This window comes from Pseudovibrio axinellae, assembly GCF_900110875.1.
Lineage (GTDB): Bacteria > Pseudomonadota > Alphaproteobacteria > Rhizobiales > Stappiaceae > Pseudovibrio > Pseudovibrio axinellae.
Genome location: NZ_FOFM01000007.1, coordinates 36,647 through 48,868 on the forward strand (window position 1 = coordinate 36,647; position 12,222 = coordinate 48,868).

The 12,222-nt window shown below is 51.2% G+C and carries 12 protein-coding genes; all 12 read right to left on the reverse strand.

Translation table 11 applies throughout. The annotated features are described in order from the left end of the window. Nucleotides 1-37 precede the first annotated feature (37 nt). The 12 genes from ftsH to ruvC all read right to left on the reverse strand — a co-directional run bounded on the left by ftsH (nucleotide 38) and on the right by ruvC (nucleotide 11,733). The gene (gene ftsH / locus BMZ51_RS15425) at nucleotides 38-1,960 is read right to left on the reverse strand and encodes an ATP-dependent zinc metalloprotease FtsH (RefSeq protein ID WP_068004094.1); all 1,923 of its coding nucleotides are present in this window, start codon (nucleotides 1,958-1,960) and stop codon (nucleotides 38-40) included. Between the two features lie 270 nt (nucleotides 1,961-2,230). Beyond that, nucleotides 2,231-3,556: a tRNA lysidine(34) synthetase TilS gene (gene tilS, locus BMZ51_RS15430; protein ID WP_068004091.1), complete on the reverse strand. Its 1,326-nt coding sequence runs from the start codon at nucleotides 3,554-3,556 to the stop codon at nucleotides 2,231-2,233. Next, nucleotides 3,540-4,427: a tol-pal system protein YbgF gene (gene ybgF / locus BMZ51_RS15435; protein ID WP_068004079.1), complete on the reverse strand. Its 888-nt coding sequence runs from the start codon at nucleotides 4,425-4,427 to the stop codon at nucleotides 3,540-3,542. Before ybgF ends, tilS begins: the two co-directional genes overlap by 17 nt. 217 nt (nucleotides 4,428-4,644) lie before the next feature. Continuing rightward, nucleotides 4,645-5,124 carry a peptidoglycan-associated lipoprotein Pal gene (gene pal / locus BMZ51_RS15440; RefSeq protein ID WP_068004077.1) on the reverse strand — a complete coding sequence of 160 codons (480 nt, stop codon included), beginning with the start codon at nucleotides 5,122-5,124 and terminating at the stop codon, nucleotides 4,645-4,647. 140 nt (nucleotides 5,125-5,264) lie between these two features. Continuing rightward, on the reverse strand, nucleotides 5,265-6,629 hold the full coding sequence (gene tolB / locus BMZ51_RS15445; protein ID WP_068004074.1) for a Tol-Pal system beta propeller repeat protein TolB: 1,365 nt from the start codon (nucleotides 6,627-6,629) through the stop codon (nucleotides 5,265-5,267). Between the two features lie 28 nt (nucleotides 6,630-6,657). After that, nucleotides 6,658-7,584: a cell envelope biogenesis protein TolA gene (locus tag BMZ51_RS15450; protein WP_068004071.1), complete on the reverse strand. Its 927-nt coding sequence runs from the start codon at nucleotides 7,582-7,584 to the stop codon at nucleotides 6,658-6,660. Between the two features lie 5 nt (nucleotides 7,585-7,589). Then, the gene (gene tolR, locus BMZ51_RS15455) at nucleotides 7,590-8,048 is read right to left on the reverse strand and encodes a protein TolR (protein ID WP_068004068.1); all 459 of its coding nucleotides are present in this window, start codon (nucleotides 8,046-8,048) and stop codon (nucleotides 7,590-7,592) included. A gap of 3 nt (nucleotides 8,049-8,051) precedes the next feature. Continuing rightward, complete coding sequence (gene tolQ, locus BMZ51_RS15460; RefSeq protein ID WP_068004065.1) at nucleotides 8,052-8,837, reverse strand: protein TolQ; 786 nt, start codon at nucleotides 8,835-8,837, stop codon at nucleotides 8,052-8,054. Nucleotides 8,838-9,074: 237 nt separating this feature from the next. Continuing rightward, complete coding sequence (gene ybgC, locus BMZ51_RS15465) at nucleotides 9,075-9,545, reverse strand: tol-pal system-associated acyl-CoA thioesterase (protein WP_068004056.1); 471 nt, start codon at nucleotides 9,543-9,545, stop codon at nucleotides 9,075-9,077. 9 nt (nucleotides 9,546-9,554) lie between these two features. Continuing rightward, the gene (gene ruvB / locus BMZ51_RS15470; RefSeq protein WP_068004055.1) at nucleotides 9,555-10,601 is read right to left on the reverse strand and encodes a Holliday junction branch migration DNA helicase RuvB; all 1,047 of its coding nucleotides are present in this window, start codon (nucleotides 10,599-10,601) and stop codon (nucleotides 9,555-9,557) included. Then, nucleotides 10,601-11,215, reverse strand: coding sequence for a Holliday junction branch migration protein RuvA (ruvA, locus tag BMZ51_RS15475; protein ID WP_068004054.1), 615 nt, complete (start codon nucleotides 11,213-11,215; stop codon nucleotides 10,601-10,603). The genes ruvB and ruvA overlap by 1 nt, the downstream gene beginning before the upstream one ends. Next, nucleotides 11,212-11,733 (reverse strand): crossover junction endodeoxyribonuclease RuvC, encoded by a 522-nt coding sequence (gene ruvC, locus BMZ51_RS15480; protein WP_074882145.1) that lies wholly within the window; start codon nucleotides 11,731-11,733, stop codon nucleotides 11,212-11,214. The genes ruvA and ruvC overlap by 4 nt, the downstream gene beginning before the upstream one ends. Between the last annotated feature and the right edge of the window lie 489 nt (nucleotides 11,734-12,222).

A 12,222-nucleotide genomic window follows, 5' to 3' on the forward strand; every position in this document is an offset into this window, starting at 1 on the left:
ATTTCAATTCTATTAAAGACACTTTAAAAACGTCGTTTTAGCTTTGTGGCTGTGGGTTAAGACCGTCGGAAGACGGACCACCGTGTTTCTTGCCACCAGCAGAAGGAACACCCGTTGACCGCGGTGTAGATGGTGTATCATCACCTGTATCGCGGACAGGCTGCTCACCATCGAGCATCTTGCGGATCTCATCACCTGAAAGAGTCTCATACTCTAACAGACCCTGAGCAACCAGATGCAACTGGTCTTCGTGTTCGCGCAAGAGCTTGTTTGCGGTCTCATAACCCTGGTTCACAAAGCTTTTCACTTCTGCATCAACCATCTTCTGAGTTTCGTCAGACACATTCTGGGTTTTGGCTACGGAGTGGCCAAGGAAGACTTCCTCTTGGTTTTCACCGTAAAGCAATGGGCCGAGCTTGTCGGACATACCGAACTGAGTTGCCATGGCTTTTGCAAGCTTCGTTGCCATCTGAATATCGCCAGAGGCACCGGAAGTGACTTTTTCATAACCAAAGATCATCTCTTCAGCCACGCGGCCACCCATCGCAACAGCAAGGTCAGCTTTACACTTGGCGCGGGTCAGCGAAACCTGGTCTTTTTCCGGAAGACGCATCACCATACCAAGGGCACGGCCACGAGGAATAATGGTTGCCTTATGGACAGGATCAGATGCAGGCATATGCATTGCCACAAGAGCGTGACCAGCCTCGTGATAAGCTGTTAGTTTTTTCTCTTCTTCAGTCATGATCAGCGTACGGCGTTCTGCACCCATCATCACTTTGTCTTTTGCGTCTTCAAACTCGGCCATTGTAACCAAACGCTTGGAGCGACGAGCGGCAAGAAGAGCTGCTTCGTTCACAAGGTTCATCAGGTCAGCACCGGAGAAGCCAGGTGTACCGCGAGCAAGTGTATGCACATTAACATCCGGAGCCAAAGGCACTTTACGCATATGCACTTTAAGGATCTTTTCGCGGCCCGTGATATCAGGGTTTGGTACAACAATTTGGCGGTCAAAACGACCCGGACGCAGAAGTGCTGGATCCAGAACATCAGGACGGTTGGTCGCTGCAATAATGATCACGCCCTCGTTGGCTTCAAAGCCATCCATCTCAACAAGGAGCTGGTTAAGGGTCTGCTCGCGTTCATCGTTACCACCACCAAGGCCTGCCCCACGATGACGACCAACAGCATCGATCTCATCGATAAAGATGATACATGGTGAGTTCTTTTTCGCCTGCTCGAACATGTCACGGACACGAGATGCACCAACACCTACAAACATCTCAACAAAGTCAGAACCGGAGATGGTGAAGAATGGTACATTCGCTTCGCCTGCAACAGCACGCGCAGTCAGCGTCTTACCGGTACCAGGAGGGCCAACAAGCAGCACACCGCGTGGGATACGGCCACCAAGGCGTTGATATTTCTGCGGATCACGCAGGAAGTCAACAATTTCCTGAAGGTCTTCTTTGGCTTCATCAATGCCAGCAACATCCTCAAACGTCACCTTACCAGAAGATTCGGTCAGTAATTTCGCTTTAGACTTACCAAAGCCCATCGCCTTGCCGCCAGAACCCTGCATTTGGCGCATTACGAAGATCCAGATACCAAGGATCAACAGCATAGGCAGCCAAGAAATCAGCGCGCCGATCAAGGAGAAGTTCTCTGAAGGAGGCTTCGCGTTGATCAGAACACCCTTGTTCTGCAACACTTCAACATATTTGGCATCGCTAGGCGCATAGGTCTGGAATGTACCGCCATTGCTATATTTGCCGGTAATCTGTTGCTCCTGTATCGTAACCTCACGGATATCGCCCTGCTCAGCTTGGTTTATAAACTGAGAGTATGCAATTTCATTCGTATTACTTCGTGAGGTCGGATTCTGAAAGAGCTGGAAAAGCGCTATCAGCAACAGACCAATAATCACCCAGAGGGCAAAATTCCGGAAATTGGTGTTCATTTCGATCCCTTTACCGCAAGGTGGCGGCGATCCTCGCACGTGTCTTTGTCAAGATCATAACAAGCTATTCAAAGCTTGCTATATTTTCCTGAGAATGACACAGATTCTTTCTCAGTTGTCTTAAGGCCAACGGATTTGTGCAAGTCACCCCTGATAATTCAGGATTGAAGCTCCGCTAATTTCAACATTACCAGCCCAGACGTTCAAGTTGCATTCCTCTAAAGCATAAATGCATCGATTTAACAGAACGCCAGCAGAACTAAGATTTATTCAAAATGTTCTGCTCACTGGAACCATTGAAATTCCGTCGGTCTTAGATCTCACCGCTGCATCAGCAGCAGTGCGACCAATCTTCTTCCAAGGCATGTAGGATACCCCACTGGCAAAAACAATAAGCGGAGCCGTCAGAAATGCTGTTTTCAGCCAGTTAACGGGTATTTCCAGCTCAAAGTCTCCACAAAGCGCGTTCTGCACAGACGTGATTCTAAAGCTTTGGCACGAATGCTCGGCCTTATAGCGCCACCGCCTGTCCCAGATTCCCTCATCCCCTGGACTTACATTAACCTCTGACAAACCAGTACGCCCGGCTTCTCTAAAGCAAAACCAAACAGCATCACTGAGCGGCTTTGCCAAGACAAACTGCACACCACCAAGCGTCGCCGCGCGCGCGCCATCCGTTCTTTTCAAGGTCTCATACAACCCTTCAAGTTTGGCCAAACGCGGCACATATGGAGCACCTGAGATATAGCGGACCAAACGTCCAATCAAGCGTAAGCCGATTTCGTCAGGAAGGTACTCAAGGCATGAGCTGTCAAAGCGAACTGGCCCGGCACTGTGAAACGTGCAAGACTTTTCAGCAATTTCATCCACCCATGCATCAATAGCATCGGCAGCGCGGGCCATACGGTGAGCGGTGTCTGCCAGTTTGCTTGTCGTCAGGCCAAGTGCATCCAGCTCCTGCTGGGCTTGCCGAAACTTCACACGGGTAAACTGCTCATCTTCATTGGAAGGATCTTCAAACCATTGTACATTTGAAGCTTCAAGCGCAGCTTTCAGGCGTTCTTTCTTTATATCCAACAAGGGGCGGCAAATATGAAAGCCATCAAGTTCGCGTTGCTTTCGAATACCAGCAAGCCCATAAACCCCGCTACCACGTGCAAGGCGCGTTAGAAATGTCTCAGCCTGATCTTCCAGATGATGCGCAAGCACCAGCGCCTCACATCCCTGGTGCTCTGCTGCCTGCCGCAACAAGGCATGGCGGGCATCGCGGGCTTCAGACTGGATATTCGAAGACGGCTTGTCTCCAACCCAGTTCAATATCTCATGTGGCACCTTGAGGCGCGTACAATACTGCGCAACGCCAGCAGCTTCACCGGCAGCCTCAGCACGCAGGCCATGATTGACGGTAAACGCATACAGCTCAGGCGCTGCGGCCCCAACGTCCTGCGCCCATTGCTTGAGAAGGTAAAGCAAGCCCATAGAATCAACACCGCCGGACACACCAATGGCGATCCGGCGAAAAGACTTATACTCTCCAAAAAGCGCGTCGAGCTCTTCAAAGGAAAATTGAGCAACTTGATTAGAGGCAGTTGTCACGTTTTTGCTGCACCTTGGCCTGCTCCAAAACAGCCGGAGCTGCAAATTGGAAATTGGCGAGAAGCTGCTCATAGGTCTCACAAGCAGCGGGAGCATTTCCCATACCAGTTAGTGCCGTTCCAAGCTTCAGTAAACTTTCAGGGGCTAGCTCACTTTCGGGGAAATCCGTGTAGCTTTTCAAAAAGGCCTGTGCTGCACTTTCATACTGGCGCTGAGCCAAAAGGCTCTCGCCAAACCAGTGCTGTGCATTCGCAGTCAGCTCGTGGTCTGGATACATCCCGAGAAAAGTATCAAAGCCTTCAGTGGCCGCAGGGTAGTTGCCAGCAACCATCAGGCCGTAAATCGCGTTGTAATCTGATTGCGGCTCTCCAGTCAGCAGCTCATTCACTCTGCCGGAGAATTGCAGAGAGCCAGCGCTTTGACCACTTGCAGAACCGGTCGGTGCAGCAGTATTGCCACGTGCGATCTGGGAAAGGTCCAGTGGCCCGCCACTTGTACCTTGAGCCGGTGTACTCAAGTTCGATAGCTGCTGGCTACGGTTTGCAGGAGATGCTGCGTTCGGCGTTTGAACAGCTGGAGCTGGCACGACACGTGGTGTCTGACCCGGGTTTTCCAGTTGCTGAAGACGATACTCAACATCCTCCTGAGACCGCCGCAGCTGATCTTCTGTAAGTCGCAGCTTGTGATTAAGCTCTTCGACCTTACCTGTCAGGAGGCGAACCTGTTCCTCCAGTTGACCAAGGCGCGCAGTATTTTGAGCGCTTTCATCATTTTTGGAAGAACCGAAAAGCTGCGCAGACGCAGGTAAGCTTATAGAAGCTGCAAGCGTAAGAACAACAAGGCTTGTTGCAATACGTCGGTAAAGAGCCATCAATTATCTCCTGAGACACCTTCCTAGAATTGGGTCGGAATTTCTCATCTCTTGGCAAGAGGAAAAGACAAAAATAGGGCACACAATCAGTGTTTCTGGCCTATTTGGGACTTCTCCCCGACCTTCTCTCGTTTTCCTACAAGTTTGCAGCAGTTTCAACAAAAAAGGCTCCCCCAAAATTGGAGAAGCCTTTTTTGTTTCAACAAATCAAACTCAATTACTGGCCGCTCAATACAGTCACAGCACGGCGGTTCTGGCTCCAGCAGGAAGCTGCATTGCAAACGGCGACCGGGCGCTCTTTGCCGTAAGAGATTGTCTTGAGGCGTGTTGGGCTAACACCTTTTGCCACAAGGTATTCTCTAACCGCAGCAGCACGACGTGCACCCAATGCAATGTTGTACTGACGGGTCCCGCGCTCATCAGCATGACCTTCAATCGTAACCGAGTAATTCTTGTAGTGCTGAAGCCATTGCGCCTGCTTATCCAGCACAGCACGAGCTGCACCATTAAGGGAACTTTGATTGTTGAGGAAGAATACACGATCCCCAACATTCACAACAAAGTCCTGACCCGAGCCAGCAACTACAGAACTATTACCGGTAAGTTCAGGGCGAGTCTGCGCACATGCAGCAGCAATGAGGCACAGACCAAGCACAGCGGCAAAACGCGCCCCACGCGCGAACAGCGTCTTTGACATTTATAGAATCTCCTGTCCCTCAAACCTCGAGGATTAAAAAAAGCGGTAGACCAACTTAGTTAAGAGTAACTTGAATTTATTGGTTAATGAAGCACTAACGACCCCAAAATCCCGTAAGAAATTGGGGTCTGAGCATTTGTTTAGTCGAGCAGCGGCGACCATGCTGGATCTGACGCGAAGCTTGGGGTCGTAACCAGCTGTTCATTATAGCCAGTCAGATCAACCGTCCAGACCTGCGGACCACCGTGCTCTCCAACAGTATCGCGGAAGAAAGTAAGCACACGGCCATTTGGAGACCAGGCAGGCCCTTCATTGTGATAGCCCTCTGTGAGAATACGTTCACCTTTGCCATCAGGGCGAATAACACCGATCATGAAGCGCCCCTGATGCACCTTAGTAAAGGCAATCAAATCACCACGCGGAGACCACACCGGCGTAGAATACTGACCTGGACCAAATGAAATCCGCTTTGCATCACTTCCGTTGGCATTCATCACATAAAGCTGCTGCGAACCGCCACGGTCACTTTCAAACACAATCTGGCGTCCATCCGGAGAAAAAGACGGGCTTGTATCGATGGCCGCGGTGTTGCTCAACCGGGTTGTCCGGCGGGTCCGTAAATCCATAAGGTAAAGGTTCGCGTTGCTGCCCTGCTGCAAACTCATAATGACTTTCTGGCCATCAGGGGAGAAGCGCGGCGCAAACGTCATACCAGGAAAATTACCCAGAACTTCACGCTGTCCAGTCTCAATATTAAACAGGTAAACCTGCGGATTGCCGCCCACATAAGACATGTAGGTAACTTCCTGAGAAACAGGCGAGAACCGCGGCGTCAGCACCAAATCATCACCACGTGTCAGATAGCGCACATTCGCCCCATCCTGATCCATAATCGCAAGGCGCTTGCGGCGTGCATCCTTTGGTCCGCTTTCGTCGATGAAGACTACCCGGGTATCAAAGTAACCTTTTTCGCCAGTCAAACGCTGATAGATCGCATCAGAAATGATGTGAGCCAGACGACGCCAGTTTTCTGGAGTGGTAAAAAACTGCTGACCAATCAACTGCTGCCCAGCAAACACATCCCACAAACGAAACTCAGCACGAATCTGCCCGTTGGCTTGCTGCGCGATAGAACCGGTTACCAAAGCTTGGGAGCCAATGGTTCTCCAGTCACCAAACCGCGGCATGGTGCTAACATTCATCTTCTGCTGGATATGTGCCGTTGGATCAATCGGTTTGAATAAACCTGAACGTTGCAAATCAGCAGCGACAACAGATGAAATTTGTCCAGCCACATCCTCCTGCAAGCCAGAACCTGCAAAGGGAGAAATCGCAATCGGCATAGGCTCAACGTTGCCCTGAGTGATATCAAGTTCAATCAGTGCAAAGGCAGGTTGAGAAATTACAGCAACAGCAAGGGCACCAGCAACAACGCGGCACGCACGGCGCCACATTTGCTTCATCCCTGTTGTTTGCATTGGGTTAAGTCGTATCGCAAAGGACATCGACCTCAGCTCCTTTCAATCTCAATACCTAGTATCCAAGCATTGCGCGAGGATCAAAATTCAAGATAACGGTTTTCCAAGCATCGTATTTCGCAGCCGGTAGTGAATACGGCCCGCAGCGGAAGACCGCTCGCTCTGCACTGCTGGCAGCAGCACGAAATGCTGGATTATTGCTTGAGTTCAGGACTCGTGTTTGCCCTTCAACCTCACCAGTACGGCTCAAGTTGAATTGCAAACGCACTGTCATATCTTCCGCACCAGCTGCCCCCACTGGTGGGTTCCAGCACTGTGCAACTTGTGAACGAAGCGCATCCAGCTCAGACTGACTCATCTTCACATTACTCTGCCCAAGCTCGGACCCGAGCGAAGCAGGCTTTGCTGAGCTTGCCGTTCCACTAGACTTCGCATTCGTCTTGTTCAACAGCGCGGCCATGCGAGCGTTAAAGTCCTTCTTTGGCTCTTCTTTCTTCGGCCTCTTCGTACGCACCGGAGGAGTTGGTTTTGTACGCGGCCGAACCTTCACAACGGGCTTAGGCTTTTCAGCCTTTTCAACATCCGGTCCAAGCTCAGCCGTCTCAGAAGGTGCCTTCTCTTTAGGTTGCTCCTTGAGAGCTGGCTCTGGTTCAGAAGGAGGCGGTGGTGGTGGCGTTTCTGCCTGCTGCACTTCCTTCGCTGCTTCCTGAACCTTCTTCACCTCTTTCTTAGCTTCACCAGTCTTTTTGTCCGGCTCCGGCTTTTCGGCAGGCTTTTTCGTCGGCTGAAGAGCAGCTTCCTTTATCTCGATGGCTTTTTTGGTACCGAGCTGAAGTTTTGTAAGCTCACTCACAGGCACCAGATCCACAGGCAGTGAATCGACAAGCGAACTCGGCAGTTCCTTGCCGAAATTGAGCGAAACTGCACCGGCAACGAGCACGACCACGTGTACAGCTAGTGATGCGATAAGACCTGCACGCATCCCGGTTAACCCTGCTCCTCTAGAGTAACAAGCCCAATGCGCTTGTATCCGGCAGCATTGATTTGGCCCATGACTTTCATGATGATCCCATAATCCGCGTCCTGATCACCACGCACGTAGATACGCTCATTGTAACCATTCTCGGCAATTGCTCCGAGTTTGGCGATCAGCTCATCAACCGGGATCTCAGTATCCTGAATGTACACCTTGCCGTCCGACTTCACAGAAATCGCTATCGGCTCAGTGTCCCCTTCCATCGCTTTGGCGCGGGTTTCAGGCAAATCAATAGGAACGCCTACGGTCAGCAACGGAGCTGCCACCATGAAGATGATCAGCAGCACCAGCATCACATCCACCATTGGCGTCACGTTAATTTCGCTCATTGGTGCGTGTGAATGCCTGCGGCGACCACGTCTGCCGCCTGAGCGTCCACCTCCACCAGCTGCTCCAGTGCTCATACCCATGACTTATGCTCGCTCATCAATACGGCGGGAAAGGATCGCAGAAAACTCATCTGCAAAGCCTTCCATCCGCGCAGCAAGCTTACCGGAATCGCTCTGGAGTTTGTTGTAGGCAATAACCGCTGGAATAGCCGCAACGAGACCAATGCCCGTTGCAAACAGTGCTTCAGCAATACCCGGAGCCACAACAGCAAGGCTGGTGTTTTTGGAAGCTGCGATAGAGGTAAAGGCATTCATGATGCCCCAAACAGTACCGAACAAACCGATAAACGGGGCTGCACTGCCAATGGTTGCCAGGAACAAAAGACGTTTTTCAAACCGCTCAACTTCGCGCGAAATCGTCAGGTCCATGACCCGGTCTATCCGCTGCTGAAGACTTCCAATCGCGGGGCGATCCCCTTCATGAGAGCGCTTCCACTCACGCATTGCAGCAACAAACAAAGCAGACATGCCATTGTTGGCACGCGATGAGAGTGATTTGTACAGCTCTTCCAGCGACTGGCCAGACCAGAACACAGTTTCAAACCGGCTCATCTGGCGGCGAGAGCGCGCATAAAGAACGACCTTGTCAAAAATGATTGCCCAGCTCCACACAGAAGCTGCAATCAGACCGATCATCACAATTTTAACGACGATATCCGCTTCCATAAAAAGCGAAATATAAGACAAACCCGAACCAGCAGAAGCACCAAGCTCAACAGATTGCACATCCTGGGCAAGTGCAGCCATTGGCATAGTGCTTGCGAGCGCTGTGCTCGCAGCCACAACGAGTTTCATTACCTTAGAGTTCATGTAGTAAGGACCTCTTGCCCTGATAACCCAAAGACCAGCTCATGGTAGAACCCCTGCCACGAACACAACCAGTCCATTAAACATTTAGTAGCCTTCCTGCCTGTCGAATTTGGCGAAACTTCGACTAACGCCAGCATTGAAGGCATTATTGAAAAGACATGTTTAAGGTTACTGAAGGATTAAAAGGGGTCCAGTCCCGTTTACTTTAAATGGATATTAGGGATTTATAGCGAGGTTTTACTGGGCTTCTTCGCCGTTCATCTTTGCTATCAGGCCCTTGGGAAGTCGCCGTGGTTTGCCCTCTGCAGAAATAGCAACTGCTGTCACTTTTGCAGTGATCAAAACTTCGTCACCACGCATAACCCGTTGTTGAATGATCAGCCGAACGCCTTTGCACTCGGTGATATCCGTATGCACTTCAAGCACATCGTCGATTCGGGCGGGCTTCAAAAAGTCAATATCCATATGGCGAACGGCAAATGCCAGGCGCTCCCCATGCAGACCTGTATCCAATTCATGGTGGTGCACACCACGCATCCGCAAAACTTCGGTACGGCCACGCTCCATGAACTTCAAATAGGAGGCGTGGTAGACGACACCAGAAAAGTCGGTATCCTCATAATATACACGCACAGGCAAAATGTGCTGCTTGCCAACAATACGGCCAGTCAGATCAGGCCAATTTGTCTCAATTTTATTTTCGCTCATCGCTTCAGATCAGTCTTCAACATGTTGAAAAAGGGCCATCTGAGGTGCATTCGGATTATTCGGCACTGCCAGACCAAGGTGCTGGAAGGCAACTGGTGTAAGGATTCGCCCACGTGGTGTACGCTGCAAATACCCATTCTGGATCAGATATGGCTCCACAATCTCTTCAATTGCATCCCGCGGTTCAGAAAGCGCTGCCGCTATGGTTTCAATCCCAACAGGACCTCCTCCAAAGTTTAATGCGATCTGCTTCAGATAGCGCCTATCCAGACTATCAAACCCGGCACTGTCCACTTCCAGTTGCCGCAAAGCCCGGTCGGCCAGCCCAGTATCGATCTCAGCATCACCTGCCACAATCGCAAAATCACGCACACGGCGCAACAAACGCCCAGCAATACGAGGGGTTCCTCGTGAGCGCTTGGCAATTTCACGAGCACCAGCATCGCTCATCCCGATGCCCAACAAGCGCGCACCACGTTTAACAATCAGCTCCAGCTCTTCTGGAGTGTAGAACTCCAGACGGACCGGAATACCAAAGCGGTCGCGCAACGGCGTGGTCAACAAGCCAATACGAGTGGTTGCCGCAATCAGCGTAAACTTGGCCAGGTCAATCTTCACAGACCGTGCAGCAGGCCCCTCACCGATGATCAGATCAAGCTGATAATCTTCCATGGCGGGGTAAAGCACTTCTTCAACAGCAGGGTTAAGCCGGTGGATCTCGTCAATGAAAAGAACATCGCGATCCTCAAGGTTGGTCAGCAAGGCAGCAAGATCGCCCGCCTTTGCAATCACCGGGCCAGACGTTGCGCGAAAGTTCACGCCCAGCTCACGCGCCATAATCTGCGCCAGCGTTGTCTTACCAAGACCGGGAGGCCCAACAAACAGCACATGGTCCAGCGCTTCACTCCGCGCTTTTGCAGCTCCAATGAAAACCTTCAGGTTCTCACGAGCCTGCGCCTGCCCTGTAAAGTCGTCCAGAGTTTGGGGACGCGTTCCACTATCAATCTCGTCACCCCGAATTTCGGGAGTAACAAGGCGATCCTCACCCTCATTCATTATGCAAGTTCCTTAAGGCCGAGGCGAATTAGTTTTTCAGCGCTCGCATCTTCACCAGCAGTCTTCACAGCTGCCGCCACCGCAGCGGAAGCCTGCGCAGGTTGATAGCCAAGATTGGACAGTGCCGACACAGCGTCGGCGATCGGACGAGACGCCACGTTTTCCTGTACAGCTTGCGAGACCGCAATCGTTTCACCTTCCACGGATGCAAACGCGGGCGCTTTATCTTTCAATTCAGAAACAATCCGCTCAGCAACACGCTTGCCCACACCGGGAGCGCGGGTCACAGCAGTTTTGTCGCCCAGCGCGATCGCATTTGCAACTTCAGAGGCCTTCATAATACCAAGAATGCCCAACGCAACCTTTGCGCCAACACCTTGTACGGTCATCAAAAGGCGGAACCATTCACGTTCAGAATCCTCGGAAAACCCGAAGAGTTTGATCATGTCTTCACGCACCATTGTTTCAATGGCAAGCACAGCAGCTTCACCAACACGAGGCAAATGCTGCAAAACCCGCGATGGACAATGCACCTGATAGCAAACACCTTGCACATCCAGCAGCACGAAGTCATCTCCGTAGCTATCGACAACACCTTTAAGCTTCCCGATCATTTCAAGCGAGCCTCCGCTGCGGCCAGACGGCCTGTTACACTGCCCCTATGGTGGCTATGGCAAATCGCGATCGCAAGCGCATCCGCTGCATCATCAGAGTTGAATGTTGCTTTGGGCATCAACACCTTCACCATCATACGGATTTGTTCTTTCTCCGCATGCCCTGTTCCCACTACGGTCTTCTTCACCAGGTTTGGCGCGTATTCTGAAACCGCCAGATTATGCAGAGATGGCACAAGCAGGGCGATCCCTCTTGCCTGTCCCAGTTTAAGCGTTGCCCCCGCATCTTTGTTCACAAACGTATTCTCAACAGATGCTTCTGCCGGATCATAACGTTCAATCACATCCTGTAAGCCAGTGTACAACTGCTTGAGCCGTTCTGCGAGGGAGTACTTGCTGTTGGATTGTATCGTGCCACTTGCAATAAAGCTGACGCGATTGCCTTTGGCATCAATAATGCCCCAACCGGTGTTCCGCAGACCGGGGTCCACACCCATGATTCGAATTGAATGATCCATAGAACAAACCGGTAACGAAAAATCATTAAGGACGCTAGCCAGTAACGAACGCCAACCGCTTAATCCGCGAAAATTCGGGAGTAATCCACGCGTTCCTGCGCAATCTGCAACAAAGAACCCGCTCTGATTGAAGTAAGGAGCTCGCGCAGCCATGCAACTGCAACCCATGCCCAGAGCACCTGCACTGAGGCGAAGCCACTGTGCATCAACGCTCGATTCCCTGCCCACGCTTTAATTTCTTGCAAAACGGGTCAACAGCGAGAAGGCTGCACCCTCTGAAAGATGGTTATTGAGAAATTCTCGGCATTTCGTCCATTCGTCCTGATTGGAGGAACCAGTCATCGTATTTATAGTCTGTTGAACGAAGCAGTCCAAACCAAACAAATAGTGACAGCCGCCGCACCAGGCTCAAAAAAGTCATTAGACCTTGCTAGAACTCGGAAAACACCTTAACTCTCGCAATAATAACCCTAGAAACAGACGAAAAAT